The organism is Photobacterium sp. (assembly GCF_057456235.1).
Genome location: NZ_JBVCPH010000002.1, coordinates 168,093 through 192,071 on the forward strand (window position 1 = coordinate 168,093; position 23,979 = coordinate 192,071).

The window sequence follows — 23,979 nt, forward strand, 5'->3', positions numbered from 1 at the left end:
CTACCAAGCTCATCGCAATGATGAGAGGAGGGGGGAATGATCCCCTTTGTGGGAACAATTTGAAAACGTTATCTTATTTATGAGATATTGCTCAAAATATTTGTTAGTGGGGAAAGTGATGAAAATTGATTTATCCACGATGATCACAGAGAGCCGGAACGAAGCCAGCCAGCACATTGATACGTTATCGACGCTGGATATGCTGAAAGTGATCAACGATGAAGATAAAAAAGTTGCTCTTGCCGTTGAGCAGACATTGCCGCAAGTGGCTAAAGTTGTCGATGCCATTGCTGTTGCCTTTCAGCAAGGTGGCCGTCTAATCTATGCCGGGGCGGGCACTTCCGGCCGTCTTGGTATTCTGGATGCAAGTGAGTGCCCGCCAACGTATGGTACGAAACCTGATCAGGTCGTTGGTTTGATTGCGGGAGGGCACCAAGCGATCTTCAGTGCGGTCGAAAACGCAGAAGATAACCGCGAGTTGGGCGCCGAGGATCTGAAAGCGCTCAACGTTAACCGGAAAGATGTATTGGTGGGGATCGCGGCAAGCGGGCGTACCCCGTATGTGTTAGGTGCAATGGCCTATGCTAAATCGGTTGGTGCAACGGTTGCCTGTATCAGTTGCAACCCGCAAAGCCCGATGACTGAGGCGGCCGAGATCTGTATCACCCCGGTAGTCGGCCCTGAAGTGGTAACGGGATCTTCTCGTATGAAAGCCGGCACAGCACAGAAGTTGGTTCTGAATATGCTGACCACCGGGGCGATGATCCGTACTGGCAAGATCTACGGAAACTTGATGGTTGATGTGGAAGCGACCAATGCCAAATTGGTTGAACGTCAGAAGAATATTGTGGTGGCGGCAACAGAGTGTCCACGTGAAGACGCAGAAGCGGCGCTGCAATCATGTGGTGGTCACTGCAAAACAGCCATCGTGATGATCCTTGCCAGCCTTAATGCAAAAGAAGCACAGCAACTTCTGCAAAATAGCGACGGCTTTACACGTCTGGCTGTTGGTGCGGCAGATAAGCATAAATAAGGTATCACAGAAGCAACCCCGGCAGGTGATACCGGTACCTGTTTCCAATCTGTTTTCATGATTGCAATTTGTTCAGATCGATAGAGTACCTCTAGCTGATCATTGTCAATATAAGGATATAACATGCATGAGCCAGTCTTATCTCAACTCCCAATTCTCTCCAAGATCAGTGTGTTTCCGGTGAAATCCATCGGGGGATTGAGCCTGTCGCAAGCTTGGGTTGAAAAGCAGGGACTCTGCTTTGATCGCCGTTTTATGGTGTCCCGGAAAGACGGCAGTATGATCACTGCCCGCAAATATTCCCAAATGGTCAAGGTAACCGCCACGTTGCAGTCTCATGGTATTACACTCAGCTATCCGGGAATGTCTCCATTGGTGCTGAAGTATGCGAATTTCACCATGGCCGAAACCAATGCTCAGGTCTGGAACGATCAGTTCATCGCCTATACCACTTCATCGAGAGCAGATGCCTGGTTCTCTCATATTATCGGTGTTGATGTCCGGCTGCTTTATACCGGTGAACAGTCGAACCGGGTGCGAGCAAAAATCCAGCAGAATGTCAGTTTTGCCGACGGCTATCCGTTATTGGTGATCAGCGAAGCCTCATTAGAGGCTCTTAACGATCGCAGCAGCCAGCATCATACGATGGATCAGTTCCGTACCAATCTTGTCGTATCAGGTACAGAGGCCTTTGCCGAAGACAGCTGGAAGCGGATCCGTATCGGTGACGTGGAATTTTCCGCAGTCAAACCGTGTGCCCGCTGCATATTGACGACGGTCAATCCGAAAACCGCGGAGTTTGATGCCTTGAAAGAGCCGCTTGCGACCTTATCGAGATTCCGTGCGGATCATTCTGGTAATGTTTATTTCGGTCAGAATCTGGTTGCACTCAATGAAGGGATCATCCGCGAGGGTGATACTGTTGAAGTGCTGGAAACAAAACCGAAAGAGATCTATCCCGAGAATAGCGAACAGAATTTTCAGCTTGCCGCTGATGAATCAGGTGCTGTAAGTAACGAGACAAAAAACGTCACGATCAGTATTGATGGCAACCAGTTTCAGGGGAATAACCAGCAGCCATTATTGGAGCAAGCTGAAAATGTCGGCCTGATGTTAGCCAACAGTTGCCGTGCCGGTTTATGCGGCGCGTGTAAAATCACACTGGAATCCGGCAAAGTCGATCAACCCGATGTGCCCGCTTTACTGCCGGGAGATAAGGATAATGGCATGGTTCTGGCGTGTTGCTGCGTGCCCCAAACGGATGTGGAACTGAGAAGCTGATAATGTAAGCCTTATTCAATCGCTACAATATAAAGAAGACGGTATTTGCTATTTATTAGGAACCGAGTTCCTTCATCTTAAAGGGAGTATCTTGTGGCAGGTGCAAGTTTACTAACACTACTTGATGATATTGCAACAGTGTTAGATGACGTTGCTTTAATGACGAAGGTCGCCGCACGTAAAACCGCGGGTGTATTAGGGGATGATCTGGCTTTAAATGCCCAGCAAGTGTCGGGTGTGCGGGCAGATCGTGAGCTCCCGGTTGTCTGGGCGGTGGCTAAAGGCTCGTTTAAGAATAAGCTGATACTGGTGCCAGCGGCTCTGTTGATCAGTGTCGTTGTACCATGGTTAATAACTCCGATGTTGTTGTTGGGCGGATTGTTTCTCTGTTTTGAAGGATTCGAGAAGATTGCCCATAAATTCTTACACGGCAATGAAACTGAAGCAGAGCATAATCAGCGTGAGCAACTGGCACACGCTGAGATGAATATTGGAGAGTTTGAAAAAGAGAAGGTTAAAGGGGCGGTCCGCACTGACTTTATTCTTTCAGCCGAGATCATTGTAATCGCGTTGGGAACCGTACAAAACCAACCACTGGCGACTCAGGCTCTGGTCGTCAGTTTGATTGCCGTTGTCATGACGGCTGGGGTGTATGGCCTGGTGGCAGGTATCGTGAAACTTGACGATGCAGGTTTGTATCTGGTGCAGAAAAGTGAAGAAAATACCCTGAAACGCAGTGTTGGCAACGGTCTGGTCGGTGTTGCTCCTTATCTGATGAAGTCACTGGCAGTGATCGGCACGATTGCTATGTTCCTGGTCGGCGGGGGTATTGTGGTTCACAGTATTCCGAACTCTCACATTATAATTGATCTCCTGACTGAATCAGTGGCTAATATACCGGGATCCTCTTCCATTATTTCCGGAGTACTTAACGTGATTGTTGGCTTGGTCGCAGGTGCTTTAGTACTCGCCGGGGTGTCGCTGGCAAAGCACGCCCTCCGGTATTAATGCCAGTCAGCAATGCTAACTGGCATTTTTTAGCGACAAACATTCTTGCAAGCCATAATAAATAGCAAATCCTGATAACAGTCCTGCTGTTGTAGTCACACATTATCTCAGGCAATACTAATTTTTTATTGCCCAGCTAAACCGCTTTAGCAATAATGATCAATAATTAATTAAATGATTTTTCTGGAGACATAAAATGGTTCGTGTGTGGGTAACTGGTGATGCAGTGGTAGATCTTATTCCTGATGATGAAACACATTACCAAAAATGTCCTGGCGGGGCGCCAGCGAACGTGGCGGTTGCTATTTCTCGTCTTGGTGGCGACAGTGCTTTCTTTGGTCGTGTTGGTAACGATCCGTTGGGCCGCTTTATGAAGCAAGTGCTGGCTGATGAAGGTGTTGATACCCAATACATGCAGTTAGATGAAACTCAGCGTACATCGACCGTTATTGTGGACTTGGACGATCAGGGAGAACGCAGCTTTACTTTTATGGTGAAGCCGAGTGCGGACCAGTTCCTTCAGCCACAAGATGTACCGAGCTTCAGCAAAGGTGAATGGCTGCATGCGTGTTCAATTGCACTGGCGAATGAGCCATCCCGCTCCACGACGTTAGCTGCTATGGCTGCGATTAAAGCTGCGGGTGGTTTTGTTTCATTTGACCCTAACCTTCGTGAAGAAGTATGGGGGGCTCCTGCAGAGCTCAAGCCTGTTGTACTGGAAGCAGTTGCCATGGCTGATGTCGTGAAATTCTCTGATGATGAGTTGTTATTTTTGAGTGAACAAGACGACTTATCCACAGCTCTTATCTGGCTGAAAGATAATTACGTGTTGCCTTTGGTGATTGTGACTCAGGGTAAAAAAGGGGCGTTAGTTGTTCAGGGGCAGGAACAGCAATTGATCACTGGTAAAGCCGTCAGCCCAGTCGATACAACAGGGGCCGGAGATGCTTTTGTCGGCGGCTTGTTGGCGGGTTTAGTGATGAGTGATGACTGGCAATTACCTGAAAACGTACTGGCTGTGATTCAAAAAGCCAATGGGTGCGGTGCACTGGCAACCACCGCTAAAGGTGCGATGACGGCATTACCGACAGCGGAGCAGTTAGCTGGCTATTTGGCTTAGTTATTTGTAATTATATCGATTGGTATTACCCAGTATATAAAGGCAAGCGAAAAGCTTGCCTTTCTGGTTTGCCCGTGTATTACGAACCAGCCTCTGATAAACAATTATTTTACATGCAATATATTGAAGGTTAGGGATCCACCGAAAATCGTCATAAAATTGTCACAATCTCTCAATTCAGCGTGCAGAAATAGGAATAGTCTGCGAAAGGTTTATTATGTATTGGCATAATAATAAACAGACGCCGACGGCAAGCGAAAGACAACGCATTCTGGGAAGATTATCCAGCAACACAGCATGACTGAATACTGAGAACCTATGACTTACAAAATTTTGATTGTTGAAGACGATCCTATTATTAGGATGAAGATTAAGGGCCACTTCGCCCAAGCGGGTTATACCGTCTTCGAGGCTGATAGTGGGGTTGGGATGAAAGCGATCCTTAACTGCGAGAAAATTGACTTGATCCTGTTGGATATTAACTTACCAGGAGAAGATGGAATACAGCTTACCCGTGACGTGAGGAACATATCTGACATCGCCATCATCATGGTCACAGGCCGAACTGACCCCATCGATCGGATTTTAGGTCTTGAAATGGGCGCAGATGACTATGTCACCAAACCGGTAGAACCGAGAGAGCTGCTGGTACGTGCTAAAAACTTGTTATGGCGTATCCAGCTTACCCGTGATGCTTTGGAACAGGCAGAGGCAGCCTGGTCGCAACTGGAAAAGGATGATAGCAGATTCCGTTTTCTGGACTTTGAATTTGATGTTGCTCAGCGTCAGCTGTCAAAGGGCAACGATATGGTTAAGCTAACCAAAGCAGAATATGAGTTGCTGGTCGCTTTCATTACCCACCCATGCAGGGTGTTGGGTCGAGACCGGCTTCTAAATCTGATTTCTCATCGGGTTGATGCTCCGAGCGATCGTACCATTGACGTTTTGATCCGCCGGTTGAGAAACAAAATGGAGGAAAGCATTAAAAACCCCAAGATTTTTATCACCGTACACGGTGAAGGGTACCTTTTTGCGCCAGAGGTCGTTTAGATCCGTGAATATCACAATCAAAGCCAAGCTTTCACTCATTATGTGCGCCTCATTGCTGACAATGAGTGTTTTTTTTATCACAAACCTTATGCATACGGAAAAATATGTTCTAGAGGCGGAAAAAAACAATGTAAGTGTTAAGGTTGCTAAGTTATTGAATGATAATTTAAAGGGCCAGGTTGATACCGTTACCCGCTCGCTTTCCTATTATTACGAAAATTCGAAGCTGGGTAATATCAAGGCAGAATTAGCGACTGATATTACTACGTTCAGAGATACCATAGACAATATTTATTACAACAGTGCTTCTGCGGCCGATGCCGAAACCAGCATTCACGCATTTATCAATGAATACCGCTGGGACAATGGCCGCTATATTTTTGCCTATGATGCAGCCTCGATAGTGAACAAGGCAAACGGAATCAACGCCGGTATTATCGGTACCAGTGCTTATGATAAAAAAGATACCAATGGTAATTATTACGCCAGAAATATTGTCAGCGAAGCCAAAGCCAATGCGATTGGTTTTAGCAGCTATCATTTTTTAAACCCGGTAACCCAAAAAATCGAAGAAAAACTAACGGCCTCGTTTTACTTCGAACCGTTAAACCTGGTAATTGCGACGGGTGAGTACATCAGTACGCTAAGGCAAGATGAACTTGAGGCCGCTCTTAAGACCATCAGTTCATCAAAATACGGCCAAAATGGCTACTTTTGGGTACAAGATAAGAACGGTAAAGTTCTGGCGCATCCCAAGACTGAAATTATCGGCACTGTCATTCCATCAACGACATCAAGAATTGCCGCCAGAATACAAGGCCAATCCGAAGTCTTTGTTAAAATTGCTTACGAAAATCCGACCTCCAAACAAACAGAGAGCAAAATTGCCTATGCCCGAAATATTTTTCCCGAATGGGGCTGGACCATAGCTACGGGAACGTATGAGAGCGATATCACTAACATTCAGGATGGGCTGACGAGCGCAACGGCAGACATTTTCAATGACAGAGTATACATGAGCATTGCTACTGCCGCGGTACTGCTGATTATTGCGCTGCTGGTTGCAGCCTGGTCGATCAATAAGATCGTTAAAGGATTAGTGGTTCTCAAAGAGCGCATTGATACCTTATCGACCGGCGAAGCAGATTTAACCTCGAGAATTGATATTACGTCGCATGATGAGTTGGGTGATATTGGCAATTCGGTAAACAACTTTATTATTTACCTGCAATCGATGACCTTGGAAATCTCGCAAGCCTCTGCAGATATTACTGACGGTATTAAGCACGCTTCCGAAGCGGCCGCAAACACTCCAAAAGCCAATGACCAAGTACTGTTGGCAACAGATGATGTGTTTGAGGCTCCTGGCAGTATGACGGCCGTAATAAGAAAACTGGCGGCAGGTGATCTCTCCGTCGATATTCCGCAGGGAGAGAGTGACGAGATTGGCCACCTCGCGGATGCAATATCGGTATTTAAGAAAAATGCTGTGGCCCTGCGGGAGCACCAGAATGAACTGCAAAAACTGGTAGATGAACGTACTATGCAGCTTACCGAGGCTAATAACGCACTCAACAGTGAAGTCGCCAAGCATGCAAAAGCACGAGAACAAGCGGAACAGGCTAACAAAGCCAAATCGACTTTCCTTGCCCACATGAGCCATGAGATCCGTACCCCGATGAACGGGATAATGGGAACACTTCACCTCCTTGATGATACAGCTTTGGACAGCGCACAAAAACACTACACTAAAACCATTACGTCATCAGGCGAAATTTTGATGGGGGTACTCAATAATGTTCTGGATTATTCTAAAATCGAAGCTGGGTATTTTAATATAAATAAAACAAATTTTCACACCAAGTCGATTGTGGCCAATGTTGTCAACATGCTTAAAGCCAGAGCCAAAGAAAAGAACATCACACTCACCTACGCCATCGCAAACGATGTTCCCAACTATTTGTATGGCGACGTCAACAAGATCATTCAAATTCTCACTAATTTGGTTGGTAACGCGATTAAATTTACCAATATGGGAAGCGTCACAATCCGAGTGCAACTCAGCGAGCAACTGGCGGCAGAGTGTTTTTTGCTCACATTCGAGGTGTTAGATTCTGGCAAAGGCATTCCTGAAGCAAAACAGGCCGTTATTTTTGAGCCATTTGAACAGGCGACTCAATCAGAGCGCGGTACCGGATTAGGCTTGCCTATCAGTAAGCGATTCGCTGAGATGCTTGGCGGGGAGTTAACCGTATACAGTGAGCCCGATATCGGTAGCCGGTTTATTCTCACTCTGCCGTTGAATGCCGGGGAGAAAGATGAACTGATATCCACTGAAGAAAATGTTTCCCTTACCGTTCCGCCACTGAATATTTTACTGGTAGAAGATAATGAAACGAATGTCCTGGTCGCGAAAGGATTCCTGGACAAGCTTGGTCATAAGGTTTTTGTCGCCATGACAGGAGAAATGGCACAACGCGCAATAGATAACCATCATGTCGACATCATCTTAATGGATATTCATCTACCGGATACTGACGGTGTTACGCTGACGGCTAGATTAAGAGAGAAAGCGAATCGCTATATCCCCACTATCGCCTTCTCTGCCCATGTTTTCCGGCAAGACATTGAATCATATCTCGAGGCCGGCCTCGATGGTTTTTTAGGTAAACCGGTACAGTTTAAGCGAATGCAGACTGTCATCGCTAATGTCTATAACAGCCAACCCGGAAAGTTCGATGCAGTTAGGGATATAGAGCAGGACATGGATAAAAAAGAACCTGCCGTCACTCTTTTTGACCACTCGGTGTTGGAAAAGGACAGACAGATCCTTGGAGATGGGCTAGTACACGAAATAGTGGCGATGTTTTACGAACGCTCGGCCGCGCTGATCAAAGAGATAAAAACAGAGAGCTCCGCCCGAAAACTTGAGATGACAGTTCACAGCCTAAAAAGCTCCGCCGGAGCCATCGGTCTAATCGCCCTGAGTAAAGCCTGCGAGGAGCTGGAAATAGCTTGTAAGCAAGGTGCTGATGCTCAGGAGTTAACTGCATTGTCAGTAGCCTTACTTGCTATCTATCATCCTTCTATCGACAGACTGAAAGAAGAATTTTAAGGCAAAAACAAGGGCATGCCATTAAACATCAGAATGTTTCGGCATTGCCCCTTGTTTACTGGTTTCTCTTTTTTGTCTCCTCCTCATATCGCTTGCTTGTCCTGATTTCGTCCGTACTTTCAAAACACCTCTCATAATTAAACATCTCTTTCGCCTTACTAAAACGGACTGGATTGTATCTAAATCTTTGATATTTATTAGTTAGATCAGGCGCGACAACGCAGGGAAGGACAGTCTGTTCATAATTTTACGCATTTCTTTAATACTTGTTCCCAAAATAAATGCATGATTTGTACATCAACTGATTGCACTTTACCTGTTGCATAGGCTGAAAGAAACTTCTGAGACAAGAAGTACTTCTGTTGTATTTTTTAGAGGAATAGAAGAGATGTCACTACCACATGTAATTTTAACTGTGCTGAGCAATCGCGACGCAACCGGTTACGATATTACCAAAGAATTCTCACGCAGCATCGGTTATTTCTGGAAAGCGAGCCACCAACAAGTGTATCGCGAATTGAATAAAATGGCCGACAACAACTTGGCGATCGCCCGACTCGAACCGCAGAATGGTAAACCCGATCGTAAGGTCTACTCCATTACCGATCTGGGGCGCAAGGCTCTGTTTGAATGGTTCCAGCAGCCTGCTCAAAATCCAAAGATCCGCGATGAGTTCTTGGCCAAACTACTGGTTTGTGGTGTTCATAATTCAGAACCATTGCAACAACAGCTTGAGGCACTCATTCAAGAGTCTCACTCGTTAATGAACAACTATGATGAACTGGAAAAAAGCCACTTTGCAAATTACAAAGAGATGGATCGCCAGTCTCGTCTTGATCGCCTGACTCTGCGGCGCGGTATGCATAACCGCCAAGCGTGGATTAACTGGGCAGAAGAAGTCCTCATTGAGCTTAAAGCCATCGACGGTTCTGGAACCAGCGGTGCGGGAGAAGTCCTTCTTTGTGGATAGGTTGCCAGAGGTGGATGTGTTTACTTTCTCCTTATAGCACCCGTGCTTAACAGGTTGTTGATAATGTATTAAATAAGAAAAAGCCTATCGACAGCCTTCATGAATATCTTTTTCATGAGCGATCTAATTTAAATATAAAAAGAATGTTTTTTAAATGATGTGTGTAAAGATTAAGGTTTAGCCTCATGAATTTAACAATAAAAGCCAAGTTGGCTGCATTGCTGTGCGTACCATTGCTGACAATGAGTGGTTTTTTTATTACAAGTCTTATGAACACGGAAAATGCTGTTCTTGAGGCGGAACACAGCAATGTCAGTGTGAAGGTAACTCAGTTACTGAATGATAACTTAAAGGGGCAGGTTGATACCGTTACCCGCTCTCTCTCCTATTATTATGAGAGTTCGAAACTGGAAAATATCCAGGCAGAGTTGGCAACCGATATCGCTACATTCAGAGATACCATTGAGAGCATTTATAACAACAGTGCTTCTGCAGCCGATGCAGAAACCAGTATTTATGCTTTTATCAATGAATATCGATGGGATGATGGCCGGTATATTTTTGCGTATGATGCCGCAACGGTTGTGAACAAGGCCAACGGTGCCAACAGCAGGATTATCGGCACCAGTGCTTATGATAAAAAAGACACTAATGGCAGCTACTATGCTCAGAATATTGTCAGCTCTGCCAAAGCCAATAAAGTGGGTTTCACCCGTTATCATTTCATTAATCCAAAAACCAAAAAAACCGAAGAAAAACTAACGGCATCGGTCTACTTTGAACCGTTGAACCTGGTGATTGCGACGGGTGAATACATCAGTACCCTAAGGCAAGATGAACTAGAGGCGGGAGTTAGGGCCATCAGCTCATCAAAATACGGCCAGAATGGCTACTTTTGGGTGCAGGATAAGAACGGCAAGATCCTGGCCCACCCCAAAGCAGACCTTATTGGTACTGTTATCCCGAGCACAACATTAAAAATTGTCAACAGTATTAAAGGCCAGTCTGAAGCTTTTGTTAAAATAGCTTTCGAGAATCCGACGACCAAACAGACAGAAAGCAAATTTGTCTATGCCCGGAATATTTTCCCAGAATGGGGTTGGACCATTGCCACCGGCACTTATGATAGCGACGTCACCAGTATACAGGAAGGCTTAACGAGCGCCACGGCAGACATTTTTGATAACAAAGTGTCCATGAGTATTGCGATTGCCGCGGCACTCCTGATTATTGCTCTGCTGGTTGCAGCCTGGTCGATCAATAAGATTGTTAAAGGTTTAGTTATGCTCAAAGAGCGTATTGATACCTTATCGACAGGCGAAGCCGATTTGACCTCGCGGATTGATGTTACTTCTCATGATGAGCTGGGCGACATTGGCAATTCGGTCAACAACTTCATTATTTACCTGCAATCGATGGTTCTGGAAATTGCGCAAGCCTCTGCTCATATCACTGAGGGTATCAAGCAGCTTGATGTGCAGTCAGATCAAAATAACCAGGCGTTACTTAAACACGCGTCGGAGACGGATCAAGTCGTCACGGCGATTACGGAAATGAGCGCAACGGCAGAGACAGTCGCCCAGAATGCTACCGAGACAGCCACTAACACTCAAAAAGCCAATGACAAGGCGATGTTGGCAAAAGATGATGTGCTTGAGGCGTCTGGCAGTATGATGGTTCTGGTGGATGAAGTGGGTGCCGCATCTGCGAGCATCAACACCATGAACGAGAATACTCAGCAAATTGTCAGTGTGTTAGGTGTGATTGGTGAAATTGCTGACCAGACTAACTTGTTGGCACTCAATGCCGCTATCGAAGCTGCACGCGCCGGGGAGCAAGGACGCGGCTTCGCCGTGGTTGCCGATGAAGTACGATCGCTTGCCGCACGTACTCAGTCCAGCACTGCAGAAATCAATGAGATATTAACAATATTACGTCAGGATGCTGCTAGTGCGGTTGCTGCAATGGATGTGACGAAAACAAGCTGCGAACGTACCGCTGAAAATGCCGAGCGAGTATCTAACAGCCTGGATGCGGTGACCGGTTCGATTGTCGAAATCAATGATCTCAGCACCCAGATTGCAACCGCTTCTGAAGAGCAAAGCTCGGTAACCGAAGAAGTCAGCCGTAATATGAATAACATCCGCGAGATGGTTCATGAGTTGACCCAAAATGGACAAGCGACGGTAGACAGTACACAAAGCCTGGCTGCTGCCAACGCCCAACTGAACACCCTGGTCAGTAAGTTTAAATTACAATAGGCTTTTCAAGTAATGTAACAAAGACAATTTAGGTTAATACTGAACAGTTAAGGCTTCTAATCAATTTAGAAGCCTTTTTTATGCCACTATTTTAATTGTTTCTACATAGCGGGTCTTATTGTGCAAGCGACCAGGCGGTGACGGGGTGCCACTCAGTTTTGGTATCTGCCAGTAATTGCAAGGTTGTCACGTTATGGTGAGTAAAAAAGCGCGAACTCATTACGTATTCACCGTCATTAAGGAATATCTCCAGTGATGACCGATCCGCTAAAATCTGCAGTTTAATATCGGCCTGTTCGGTCATTTTTATTTCGCGGATCAACTCACCATCGGTTTTCATAGCATGGCTGCGATCAAGCACGATGCGCTGGCTATCACTGTCAACAATCAAATCGCAATAGTGCTCGCCATCATCCATCAAGCGCAGCGTTTTACTTCCCGATGCCGGCCAGTTCAACGTTGTTTGCAGTTCAACACTTTTGATCTCAAGGCTCAGTGTTTCGTGTTGAGTCGCCTGATCAAAGGTGAATAGCTGCTGCTGGCTTCGCAGTGTTTGTAGTTCACGTGCTGGGCGTTGATACAGCTTGCCATTTTTCCAGCTCAGTTCACGCAGACAGGTCAATTGATGTAACCAGCCATCAGTAACGCTTGGTTGGTTGATTTCATCAGGCAGTCCCATCCAGCCAACCATCAAACGACGACCGTCGGCGGCTTCAGCTGTCTGCGGGGCATAGAAATCAAAGCCATAATCTAATGTTGTTAGATCACTGAGAGTCAGTGCATCTTGCTTGCTGAGTGTCGCTTTTCCGTAGCCGTTATGGTGGGGAACTGTGTAATGTTCACTGTTTGATTCGATACCTTGCGGGCAGAGAATGCCCAACAGCTGATCGTTTAGTTCGAACAGGTCCGGACACTCCCACATGTATCCGAAATCACCCAATTCTTCCCCGAATAAGCCGACATAATCCCATTTACGCAGATCATTCGAACGGTAAATAACGAGTCGGCCTGTTTCACTCTCATGCTGAGCGCCAAGCAGCATGATCCAGTGATCACCGTGGCGTACTACTTTCGGATCGCGACAATGTGGTGTAATTCCAGGCGGTAACTCCGGAATAACCGGGCCGTGCTTGGTAAAATGGATACCATCTGTTGAAGTTGCAAGGCATTGGGTAGTGATACGGTCACGCTGTTCACCGATACGGACATTGCCGGTATAAAATAGCATTAGCTCGTCTCCCTGGCTGACGGCATGGCCAGAGAATACCCCGTGACTGTCGAACCAGTCTGACGGGCATAACGCAACAGGTTGTGAAGTCCAGTTGATTAAATCTGTACTGGTGACATGCGCCCAGTATTTGTCTTTATGAACACAGCCGTGAGGGTGCAGTTGATAGAACAAGTGGTACTCACCGTTGTGATAGATGAATCCATTCGGATCGTTCAGCAGCCCTTGCGGCGGGGCAATATGCCAAAGCGGTCGATGCGCCGACGGTTTTTCTTCTAAAGCAGAGGTCAATGCCTGACGCTGGTTTGTATCAATGATCTGGCCAAGGTATTGCCAGTCCTGCTCTGATAGCGGCGTGCCTGGTTGCCAGCTCAGCTGAGATAAAACATCGTTGAAAGGGAATGCCATGGCAACATCAGTGCGTAATGCTGGATCGGTTAATTCAACGATGAGTGCATTGTCGACTCGGAGTACTCGTTGAATATTTTGGCTCCCACCACAGGTGTTAATCAATTCAGTCAGTGTCATCAGGTTCAGGCCTTGCTGTAGTTGGGCTGAATGCGTTTCAGCAACATCATTTTAGTGTTCTTTATGGTTCATCCGATAATTTAAATTTCGGGAACGTTCCAAATATGGGTGAGGTTAGTTGGAATTGCAAGATAAGATCATGGGATCAAGAAAAAGCACACAAAAAGTGTGTGCCAGATCAAAAGAATCGTTAGGGAAGTGGGGGGATAAGTGGTTAGGAAAAGAGCCGGTACTAGCAGCTCTTACGTTGAACCCAGTCAAACCCAAGTACCAGCTTGGCAACTTGGCTACGGCCTTGCTCAATGATTTCCAGTAGCATTTTAGCGGCATTGCTGCCTGCGGGCTCAAAGGCATAGTCAAAGGTAGAGAGCCCCGGAGAGACCACTGATGCCATTTCGTCGTTACCGACACCGATAACCTTGATGTCTTTGCCTGGTGCTAAGCCTGCTGCTGCGATCGCCTGAATTGCACCGATAGCGATGCGATCGGTTGCGCAGAATACGCCGTCTGGCTTGGTGTTTTCACGCAGTAGCTGAGCCATTTCTTCACGGCCTGAATCAATCGAAAACTGGCCTTGAGTATGGAATGTTGGTACAGGTAATCCTATAAAACTCAATGCGTTACAGAACCCTTCGAAGCGCATCTTATCAACGGCGATGTCATCACTTTGCACACCTAAAAAGCCAACGTTGCGACAGCCAGCCTGATGCAGTTTTTCGGCTGCGCAATAACCCACACGATAGTCGTCGTGGATAACACTTGGGATGTTATGACTTGAACCATCCTGGCCGATTAATACGACCGGGGCCCCTGAGCGTTTGATGGCTTTGACCAGTTCGTCATCAATATGGGTGGCAAACATGACAATGCCTTCGACCCGTTTCTGGTTGAACAGATCCAGATATTGCAGTTCTTTACCTGCTTGCTGGCAACTGTTCGCAAGAAGTACTTGCTTGCCTGATTCCTCAAAAACCCGACTTAAGCCATCGACCCCTTGTGATACCGCATTCGAGGTAACGCGCGGCACAATGATACCTATCAGGTTGGTTTTATTGGACTTTAAATCCTTTGCGACTTGATTGACGACATAGCCACATTGTTCGACGGCACGGCGGACCTTCACTTTGGTCGCCTCTTTTACGCCGTATTCGTCATTAATGACGCGTGATACTGTTGATTTTGAAACGCCAGCAAGGCGTGCGACATCATGTAAGCTCGCCATAAATTCTCCTTTGTTTACGCCATGATCTTCTATTTTTGGGATAGTTTGCAAATAGCAGGGCTGATAATCCCGCAATAAAGTGATAGCGATCACGCATATTGGCGTGTGATGAAATTTTTCATCGATCTTGGTCACACAAGAAAACAAGTATCTTGACGACATTGACAGTATCAATAAAACTTTATTTCGGTAACGTTCCCGAAGCGAGTTGGCTCGTCATTTTTTTGGAAACAAAAAGAGACGAGGATCCTACAAGAGCTTAACGCCAATATTGGATTAAGCTGTAATTAACCAGGTGCAGAGAAGCAGGTAACAGTCTCTGGCCGCGACGGAGGTAGAAGATGGACTTTCCAAGCATAGCCCGACAACTGATTGAAAAACTGGGCGGTAAAGATAACATCGCAGCGGCGGCACATTGTGCGACTCGCCTGCGTTTGGCCCTGCATGATGAAAGTAAGGCAGATCTAGAAGCTATCGATAATATCGATGGTGTAAAAGGGCAGTTTCAGGTAGCAGGTCAAATCCAGATTATTTTTGGTTCCGGTATCGTGAATCAGGTTTATGCTGCGATGAGCAAGCTCACCGGGCAAAGCGAAATGTCGACCAAAGAGGTCTCATCTGCGGGTGCACAGAAACAGAATGTGGTGCAGCGGGCAGTAAAAGGATTATCGGATATTTTCGTACCGATTATTCCGGCTATCGTTGCTGGTGGTCTGTTAATGGGTTTGTTCAATGTTCTGACTGCAACAGGGCTGTTCATTGACGGGCAATCATTGATTGATGCCTATCCCGGCATGGCCGACTTAGCATCGATGATTAATACTTTTGCTAACGCGCCATTTGTTTATCTTCCTGTTTTATTAGCGTTCTCAGCAAGTAAGAAGTTTGGTGGTAATCCTTTCCTCGGTGCGGCGCTGGGTATGCTGATGGTTCACCCCGATCTATTAAATGGTTGGGGTTTCGGTGGCGCGAGTGTGAGCGGCGGCATTCCGGTCTGGAACATCTTCGGCTTCGAAATTCAGAAAGTCGGCTATCAGGGCTCGGTATTGCCTGTGCTGGTTTCAGCCTTCATTCTGGCAAAAGTTGAAAATGGTCTGCGCAAAGTGATCCCTTCGGTACTGGATAACCTGCTGACGCCAATGCTGGCCATCTTTATTACCGGTTTTCTTACCTTCACATTAGTGGGTCCTATCACTCGTGATGCGGGCTTCCTGCTTGGCGACGGTCTAAACTGGTTATACGAATCGGCCGGCTTTATAGGCGGCGCAGTGTTTGGCCTGGTGTACGCACCGTTTGTTATTACCGGCATGCACCATAGTTTCATCGCCTTTGAAACCCAGTTACTGGCAGATATTGCGGTGACGGGCGGTACGTTTATTTTCCCTATCGCGGCAATGTCTAATGTGGCGCAAGGCGCGGCAGCTCTGGCCTTTGGGTTTAGCACCAAAGATAAAAAAGCCAAAGGGATTGCGATGCCATCGGGTGTAACGGCACTACTGGGTATTACGGAACCTGCGATGTTTGGTGTGAACTTGAAACACCGCTATCCGTTCATCGCGGCAGTGGTTGGTGCCGCATCGGCAAGCGCATTTATCACCTTGTTCAAAGTGAAGGCGACGGCACTGGGTGCGGCAGGTCTCCCGGGTATCATCTCTATTGCTCCAAATAGCGTGTGGTTCTATGTCATTGGTATGGCGATTTCCTTTGCGGTAGCCTTTGGCCTGACATTGGTACTGGGCGCACGAGCAAAGTTTAAAGCGGTTGCAGCCACAGCCTGATCACTGCAATACGCAATATTACAGTCAGGTAACTTGGGTATATATAAGCCGGCATGATGCCGGCTTTGTTGTTTTTGCCTTTTCTTTTTGGCATGAGTATTAGCCGTAATGGGTGACTAGGCAAACGCAAATTTAATCAATCACTTGTCAATAACTCGATTTATCTGTTTACTATGTATGTTTTTTGCAGCTAAATCGGGTTAGTACGTGGAAAAAAGAAAAAGAACAACCATTGCAGATATCGCCAAACTGGCAGGCGTGTCAAAAACGACGGCTAGTATGGTGCTAAATGGCCGTGCATCTACATTTCGTATTAAAGAAGAGACCCGACTACGTGTGCTAGAGGTTGCGCGGGAGAATCACTATTCCCCGAATGTGCATGCGAAATCACTACAAGCCTCTCGCTCAGATGCGATCGGTTTGGTGATCCCTGATTTAACCAACTTTGGTTTTGCTTCAATTGCCCGTGAGTTAGAACGTTTATGCCGGGAATCGGGATTACAGTTGTTGATTGCCTGTTCTGAAGACGATCCAGCCGCCGAAAAAAAAGCGGTAGAAGGCCTGATCCGCCGTCAGGTTGATGCTTTAATTGTCGCGTCTAGCGAAACAGGTGATGAATATTATCAATCGCTTACAAAGCAGTTACCGGTCATCCAGTTAGACCGCCATATTGGCCAGTCTGTGTTGCCATTGGTGCTGACTGATGCAGCACGTGCGACTGCCGATTTAATTGAAAGCATTGCCAAAGAAGGGCTGTCAGAATTCTATTATTTCGGCGGCCAGCTTGAGCTGTCGCCAAGTCGTCACCGCCTGGCTGGTTTTGAACTCGGTCTTAAGCGTGCGGGGATCGAAACGAAACCAGAGTGGATCCGTCACCGTGATTACCAGACTGCATCAGGTTATCTGATGATGCAATCGCTGCATCAGGATCTTGGTCGCTTACCACAAGCGCTATTTACGGCTTCTTACACGTTATTAGAAGGCGTATTGCGGTATTTAAAAGATCACGAATGTCTTAATGCACTGGTTGATAAAGAAATGCGGCTGGCCACATTTGATAATCATGACTTACTTGATTGCCTGCCATTGAATATCGACTCGATAGCACAGAACAATCAACAGCTAGCCAAAACCTGTTTTGAGCTTACGTTATCCCTCATTAATGAAAAATCACCGGCAATATCTTCTGTTGTCCTCGATGCTGATATTTTCTGGCGCAGTAAAAATAAGTGATACAGATATGACCAATAACTGCACTTAAATACTATGAGGATGATTGATTAAAACAGTCGAAGTCAGTCATCCCAGAAACCGCCAAACACTGAACTTGCAGGCTTTCTCAAAATTCACCTGGCGGTTATCAAGGATCCATCATGCACGGAAGGTTCAGTGGATTGTGGATCCCGGATATTTCGTTCCTCTATTCCGGTCCGGGATGACGAAATTAATCTTCTTAGTATTATCCCGTCATATTTTCAAACGCAGATCAGATCCCTCTCTCTGCTTTTTTGATCTTATTAATTCCGCTTTTACTCAATTTCCCTATAACGCCAGCTCACAAAACCCCCTTGTTTTACTCTGTTGATCACAAAGCTAAACGGTTTTAGCGTAAAGATCTCGATATGCTAAATCGATTTAACAATAATGACGACGTTGTTTAGTGGTTTACAAATTAACTTGATAGATGGAATTAGAATGATGAAGAAAAGCCTCTTATCACTTGCCGTGTCTTTTGCTGTAACTTGTTCTGGTGCCGCCTGGGCACAAGGCGATGCGACAGACTTAGAGCAGAGAATAGCTAACTTAGAGCAGCGTTTAAAAAAAGCGGAACAAGTGGCAGGTGATGCCGAGAGCAAAGCCTCTGCTTTTGAATTTCATGGATATGCCCGGGCAGGCTTGTTGATTGATGACAACCTGAACGGTGCGACGGGAGTTGGGCCATACATGACTGCAGCCGGTGCGCTGGGTGGCGCTGTCGGTCGTCTGGGTATCGAAGATGATAACTATGTTGAGGTCGTGCTTGATCATAATATCAATCAGGAAGACGGTTCGTGGTCGAAATATCGGATCATGCTGGCAGACAGTGTAGAAACCAATAATGAATGGACTGCCGCTGATTCACAGCTGAATGTACGACAAGCGTTTGCGGAACTTGGTGGCTTGGAATCCTTTAGCGGTGCATTTACTTCTGCTTCCATCTGGGCGGGTAAGCGTTTTGATCGGGATAACTTTGATATTCACTTTATGGATACCGATATCGTCTTCCTTTCAGGGGCGGGTGCTGGTATTTATGATGTTCAGTTCAGCGATGACTGGCAAACGAATTTTTCTGTATATGGACGTGATTTCGGTACAATTGACAGCGAAAATCTGGACGTTGAAAACTACATTGTGACCATGAATAACTACTTTGGTCAATGGCAGTTGATGTTGAACGCAATGACCGCCGTAGACAATGAAGGTAGAGATGTAACCGACACGTCTCCGTCCAAACGGGCAGAAAATGGCTTCCATGGCATGCTGGCTTATCATGCAGACAGTTTTTACGGTGTGAGTGAAGGTTTTTCTAAATTCGGTGTGCTGTTCGGCCAGGGTTTAGGGGCCGAGCTCAAAGGCATTGGTTCTAATGGTGATCTTAATGAAGATGCTAAAGCGGCCCGCTTGTTCAGTTATGGCGTAACCCACTTTGCGGATAACTGGCGAATTGCGCCTGCATTTTTGGCAGAGTATAGCCAAGACCGAGTAAAAGACGGTGATGAGTTCATGTGGGCTACGGTCAATGTCCGTATGGCACAAGAACTGACCAAAAACTTCGAAATGGTTTACGAAGGTTCATACCAGTATATGGATCTGGATAACGGTACAGAGCAAGCCAACGGTAGTTATTACAAAGCCACTGTTGCGCCAACCTTTAAGTTAGATACCTCTGGCGGTTTTTTCCAGCGTCCTGAAATTCGTTTTGCGGCTTCTTATGTTGATTGGAGTAAAGATCTGAATGACTACTCAGTGAGCCTGGCAACTGACGCGAACACCATGGGCGAGGGGGGAGAGTTTATCTTCGCGATGCAGATGGAAACTTGGTTCTAATCGAAAAACTAAAAAGCCGAGCAATGCTCGGCTTTTTTATGCAACGATAACCGCAGATTACTCTGCAATTTCTGCGTTGTGGTAAACGTTCTGGACGTCGTCACAATCGTTCAGTGCATCAAGGAACTTCTCGAATGCTGCTACGTCATCACCTGACACTTCTGTCATGGTCTGAGGGACGAAAGCAATTTCTTCTACGTCCAGCACTGCGTCAGGCATTGTTGCTGCAAGTGCATTTTTAACCTTGAAGAATTCCGTATGAGGAGCATAAACAGTAATGACACCGTCTTCGCATTCGATGTCGCTAACATCAACATCTTCCATCATCAGGTTTTCTAGAACCGCTTCTTCATCGTCACCTTTAAACTGGAATACAGCTTGGTGCTCGAACATGTGACCAACAGTACCTGGACCGCCGATTTTTGCATTGTTTTTTACAAAGCACTGACGAATGTCCATAAAGGTACGGTTGTTATTGTCAGTCAGGCAATCAACGATAACCATACAGTTGCCCGGGCCGAAACCTTCGTAGCGCGCAGTAGCAAAATCTTCACCTGCACCACCTTTGGCCTTGTCGAGAGCCTTCTCGATGACATGGCTTGGTACCTGATCTTTTTTTGCTTTCTCGATCAAGCGCTTAAGTGAAAGGTTGCTGTCTGGGTCAATGCTACCGTTTTTCGCACAGACGTAGATCTCTTTACCGTATTTTGAGTAAACCTTGATCTTTGCGCCTGCTGTTTTTGCCATAGACAATTTGCGTACTTCGAACTTTCTTCCCATGAGGAATAACTCTCTTCTATCAGTTTTTGGGACTCTGTTGTCGCGAATTTTAACAGCTACCAGCCCGTAAAGGCTAGTAGGATTTGATTGGCTATTGTCTGATTTCCTGACATCAGTCAATTCCTGGTATTTTCAGTAACATTTATGAAAAGAATCAGGATGCTACCTTTAACTGTCAGCAACACTTTCGATTACATAAGCATCATCTGACATCATAATGGTTGTCGCTATTCTTAATTGAAGGCGGCAGAGATACGAATGCGAATTCATTATTTGAAAGCAAAAAATGCGGCTTTGCTTTTTGGTGCTATAGATTTGATCTTAACCTTCCATTAATGCTTGAATACTAGCCACTTAAACTGTTCGCCCCTTTACAGCCTTAAAAGAGGTGGGTATTATTCACCGCACTGGAGAGATGGCTGAGTGGTTGAAAGCACCGGTCTTGAAAACCGGCATACGTTTATAGCGTATCTAGGGTTCAAATCCCTATCTCTCCGCCAAATTAAAAAAGAAAAAGCCGTTGATTATCAACGGCTTTTTTCGTTTCTGGGCATTGCAAGCATCCACAATAGGATTGACTGAGGCAATGTACCTATGCCGCGCTGAAACTTGCACCTAGTATACCGACATCTGCCTGCCTAAATTGAAGTGGTCAATCAGTACGTCCATGAACAAAACCTGCGGCATGCTGCAAGAGATAAAATAAAGAAGAACGGCTACAGGAAATTGCGCGTTTACACAGGCGGAAGAAGCAGAAGTCGCTCTCGAATAATAGCCCGTATAATAAATGATGCGTCAATGGATCCTATGTTTGAATTTGAATGAAATTATTGTGATCAACTTATCATAGTTGGACTAAATTCAGCTAATAGAGCATTTAAATTACTGAGATTATATTCACAATTGACGAATCATTTATAAAAAAAAAGACATTAGAGCCAGAGTACCAGCATTATCGCGGATAATTAATCGTATAACTATCGTCAATTCTATTAATTGGCAATTCCTAGTGAAGTGATATTTTGATGCTTATCACATTTCCCCTAAATAAATTCACTTACCATAGCGCCACTTTAATCATTCTCTAAAAGAATGATCTATTAAAGATAATAATTACTTCTGTACTATATAATAAAGAGAAATTTGGACATGAGCAGCGATATCATTAAGCTTTCAAGAAATACTGAAAATGCACCCCAAAGTGCAGTGTCTACACAAACTGTAGCTTTTTCTCACTATAATAATTTTTCAGCTCAGCTGCCTGTAGATCCTAAAACTGGTGAAATTGTAGTTGGTACGGTAAAAGAGCAGGCAAAGCAGTGCTTAACCAACATTAAAGCAATCGTAGAAAGTATCGACCATGTTATGGACGATGTTGTTAAAATCAATATCTTCGTTAAGAATATCGCAGATATTGACGCGATCGACGAAGTGTACACAACCTTCTTCCAAGGTCCTCTTCCTACACGCACGGCAGTAGCTGTTGCAGCGTTACCGATGAGTGATGCTTTAGTGCAAATGGATGCGCTTATTTCAAACGGTGAAGGCACCGCTCCACAAGCACCTTGCGCACTGATCAAAGTATCAAGAAACACTGAAAATGCACCACAGGGTGTGTACACACAAACTGTCGCTTTTTCTCACTACAATAACTTGGCTTCTCAATTACCTATCGATCCAAAAACGGGTGCATTGGTAACGGGCGGTGTAAAAGAGCAAACAGAACAGTGCTTAAGCAACATTAAAGCTATTTTAGAAAGTATCGATCACGTAATGGATGATGTAGTTAAAACAACTGTCTTCCTGAAAGATATTTCGGATGCTGACGCTGTAAATGAAGTTTTTGCCAAATTCTTCCCTGGCTATGTTCCGGCTCGCACCGTTGTTAGCGCAGCAGCTTTACCTATGGATGCTTTGGTGCAAATTGATACTGCTGTGTCGCACGGCGACGGTACACCACCACAGCTTCCAGAAGACACTCGTCTACTTGTTATTGAAGCAAACAACACGGAAAATGCACCAGCAGTTCCATATTCACATACAGTCGCTTTCTCTCACTACAACCACATTTCAGGTCAATTACCTCTAGACCCTAAAACGAATGAAATTGTAGCTGGTGATGTAAAAGCGCAAGCTGAACAATGCCTAAACAATATTAAGGCAATTATTGAAAGTGTTGATCACGTGATGGACGACACTGTTAAAATCAATATCCAGCTTACTAATGTCGAAGATATTGACGCTGTAAACGAAGTTTACACTACGTTCTTCAAAGGCGATCTTCCGGCAAGAACAGTTGTTGGTGTTTCAGCTATCCCTATGGGTGCTTTAGTTCAAATTGATGCTGTTGTTTCTAACTGTGAAGGTACACCTCCACAAGCATAATTGGCATTTAATTTCGGCTAAGTAGTGCTTTAATGGCTATAAGCTGAATCCATTCTACAACGATTGGGCAGGTTTTATTATTTGATGGTTTAAATAACGGTCAAATTTAAAGCCTGCCCTTTTTTTTCTTCAATTTAGAAATAGCTCGCACGTTTATTCCTCCCGCTTTACCGACCAAACATTTAAGATCAATGACGTGGTATCAGTAAATTCTAGTATCGTGTCGGTTTAATGCTGATCGAGTGGGTTACCTGCCTAACAGTCGCGAGTTTGCATCAGCAGAAATGCTGGGGCTTTCTTGTCTAGCTTTCAGTGAAAGCGATTACGTACAGACTTGAGATACTTTTTTGCTAAATCGATGACTAGAGCACTATTGTTATTCATATACGGACCCCTTTAGTTGAAATTAACCGTAACGACTGGTTGTTCAACAATCTGCTAGAGGTAATTATGAAGAAACAGCTAAAAGTAGTCGTAACGGGCGGCCCCGGTGGCGGAAAGACCACGGCACTCGACCTTTTCCGGCGAGAGCTTTGCGATCAACTAGCGATTGTTCCAGAGGCGGCAACTGTTCTCTTCTCTGGTGGTATAACTCGTTCGAGCAATGAACCAGTACTTAAAAATGTTCAAAAAGCCATTTTTTCTCTTCAGCAAAATTTAGAGGACATCCAAAAAAACAAGTATCCCAATAGGCTTCTTGTCTGTGATCGAGGAACATTAGACGGTCTGGCTTACTGGCCGGGAACGGAAGAGAATTTTTTTCAGGAAGTAAACTCTAACTTTGAAAATGAAATCGTTCGCTACGATGCGGTCATTTTCTTTGAATCTGCTGCCGCAAGCGGGCATGATATTTCCAGTAACAATCCAGTCAGAAATGAAACGTCAAAACAGGCCGCTGAACTGGATAAAAAGTTACAGGACATTTGGTCGAAGCACCCCCATTATTACTTTGTTGGTAGCTCAGAATCCTTTGTAAGGAAAATCATGTTCGGAATCATGACCATCGAAAATGTTATCAACAGACACAATAAAGAGAATGGAAATTAAAACGAGCGGCTCCCGTCTTTGCACGTTAAAGCCCATAATGTTTTAGACACTATGGGCCATTTGGTATCAGGTTCGAATTAATTAAT

Annotated in this window: 16 protein-coding genes and 1 tRNA gene; 14 read left to right on the top strand and 3 right to left on the bottom strand. The window is 45.4% G+C overall.

Annotated features, from left to right (window positions below; genetic code table 11):
* The first annotated feature begins 118 nt into the window (after positions 1-118).
* The 8 genes from murQ to AC2204_RS03480 all read left to right on the top strand — a co-directional run bounded on the left by murQ (position 119) and on the right by AC2204_RS03480 (position 11,838).
* Positions 119-1,033: an N-acetylmuramic acid 6-phosphate etherase gene (murQ, locus tag AC2204_RS03445; protein WP_318924093.1), complete on the top strand. Its 915-nt coding sequence runs from the start codon at positions 119-121 to the stop codon at positions 1,031-1,033.
* A 123-nt stretch (positions 1,034-1,156) separates the two neighbouring features.
* A complete protein-coding gene (locus AC2204_RS03450; protein ID WP_318924094.1) occupies positions 1,157-2,314 on the top strand; it encodes a YcbX family protein in 1,158 nt (385 codons plus the stop codon).
* A gap of 93 nt (positions 2,315-2,407) precedes the next feature.
* Positions 2,408-3,322 (top strand): DUF808 domain-containing protein, encoded by a 915-nt coding sequence (locus AC2204_RS03455; RefSeq protein ID WP_318924095.1) that lies wholly within the window; start codon positions 2,408-2,410, stop codon positions 3,320-3,322.
* 196 nt (positions 3,323-3,518) lie between these two features.
* Positions 3,519-4,442, top strand: a complete 924-nt coding sequence (locus tag AC2204_RS03460; protein WP_318924096.1) for an aminoimidazole riboside kinase — start codon at positions 3,519-3,521, stop codon at positions 4,440-4,442.
* A gap of 318 nt (positions 4,443-4,760) precedes the next feature.
* Positions 4,761-5,492, top strand: a complete 732-nt coding sequence (torR, locus tag AC2204_RS03465) for a two-component system response regulator TorR (protein WP_318924097.1) — start codon at positions 4,761-4,763, stop codon at positions 5,490-5,492.
* Positions 5,493-5,646: 154 nt separating this feature from the next.
* Positions 5,647-8,607 carry a cache domain-containing protein gene (locus AC2204_RS03470; RefSeq protein ID WP_413466662.1) on the top strand — a complete coding sequence of 987 codons (2,961 nt, stop codon included), beginning with the start codon at positions 5,647-5,649 and terminating at the stop codon, positions 8,605-8,607.
* Between the two features lie 388 nt (positions 8,608-8,995).
* The gene (locus AC2204_RS03475; protein ID WP_318924099.1) at positions 8,996-9,577 is read left to right on the top strand and encodes a PadR family transcriptional regulator; all 582 of its coding nucleotides are present in this window, start codon (positions 8,996-8,998) and stop codon (positions 9,575-9,577) included.
* Between the two features lie 185 nt (positions 9,578-9,762).
* A complete protein-coding gene (locus AC2204_RS03480; protein WP_318924100.1) occupies positions 9,763-11,838 on the top strand; it encodes a methyl-accepting chemotaxis protein in 2,076 nt (691 codons plus the stop codon).
* 115 nt (positions 11,839-11,953) lie between these two features.
* On the opposite strand, the gene AC2204_RS03485 is transcribed toward AC2204_RS03480, so the two are convergent.
* Both AC2204_RS03485 and AC2204_RS03490 read right to left on the bottom strand, forming a co-directional pair.
* On the bottom strand, positions 11,954-13,594 hold the full coding sequence (locus AC2204_RS03485; RefSeq protein WP_318924101.1) for a glycoside hydrolase family 32 protein: 1,641 nt from the start codon (positions 13,592-13,594) through the stop codon (positions 11,954-11,956).
* A 232-nt stretch (positions 13,595-13,826) separates the two neighbouring features.
* A complete protein-coding gene (locus AC2204_RS03490; RefSeq protein ID WP_318924102.1) occupies positions 13,827-14,816 on the bottom strand; it encodes a LacI family DNA-binding transcriptional regulator in 990 nt (329 codons plus the stop codon).
* A 341-nt stretch (positions 14,817-15,157) separates the two neighbouring features.
* Between AC2204_RS03490 and AC2204_RS03495 the strand changes: the two genes are divergently transcribed.
* From AC2204_RS03495 to AC2204_RS03505, 3 genes are all read left to right on the top strand, one after another.
* Positions 15,158-16,594 (top strand): sucrose-specific PTS transporter subunit IIBC, encoded by a 1,437-nt coding sequence (locus AC2204_RS03495; protein WP_318924103.1) that lies wholly within the window; start codon positions 15,158-15,160, stop codon positions 16,592-16,594.
* A gap of 207 nt (positions 16,595-16,801) precedes the next feature.
* Positions 16,802-17,827: a LacI family DNA-binding transcriptional regulator gene (locus tag AC2204_RS03500; RefSeq protein ID WP_318924104.1), complete on the top strand. Its 1,026-nt coding sequence runs from the start codon at positions 16,802-16,804 to the stop codon at positions 17,825-17,827.
* Between the two features lie 465 nt (positions 17,828-18,292).
* Positions 18,293-19,681 carry a carbohydrate porin gene (locus AC2204_RS03505; protein ID WP_318924284.1) on the top strand — a complete coding sequence of 463 codons (1,389 nt, stop codon included), beginning with the start codon at positions 18,293-18,295 and terminating at the stop codon, positions 19,679-19,681.
* A gap of 57 nt (positions 19,682-19,738) precedes the next feature.
* On the opposite strand, the gene AC2204_RS03510 is transcribed toward AC2204_RS03505, so the two are convergent.
* Positions 19,739-20,461, bottom strand: coding sequence for a YebC/PmpR family DNA-binding transcriptional regulator (locus AC2204_RS03510; protein ID WP_318924105.1), 723 nt, complete (start codon positions 20,459-20,461; stop codon positions 19,739-19,741).
* A gap of 409 nt (positions 20,462-20,870) precedes the next feature.
* Here AC2204_RS03510 and AC2204_RS03515 point away from each other — a divergent pair.
* The 3 genes from AC2204_RS03515 (at position 20,871) to AC2204_RS03525 (ending at position 23,893) form a co-directional block, all read left to right on the top strand.
* Positions 20,871-20,961, top strand: a tRNA-Ser gene (locus tag AC2204_RS03515).
* Between the two features lie 649 nt (positions 20,962-21,610).
* Positions 21,611-22,846, top strand: coding sequence for a RidA family protein (locus AC2204_RS03520; protein WP_318924106.1), 1,236 nt, complete (start codon positions 21,611-21,613; stop codon positions 22,844-22,846).
* A gap of 450 nt (positions 22,847-23,296) precedes the next feature.
* Positions 23,297-23,893: an AAA family ATPase gene (locus AC2204_RS03525; RefSeq protein WP_318924107.1), complete on the top strand. Its 597-nt coding sequence runs from the start codon at positions 23,297-23,299 to the stop codon at positions 23,891-23,893.
* Positions 23,894-23,979 lie beyond the last annotated feature (86 nt).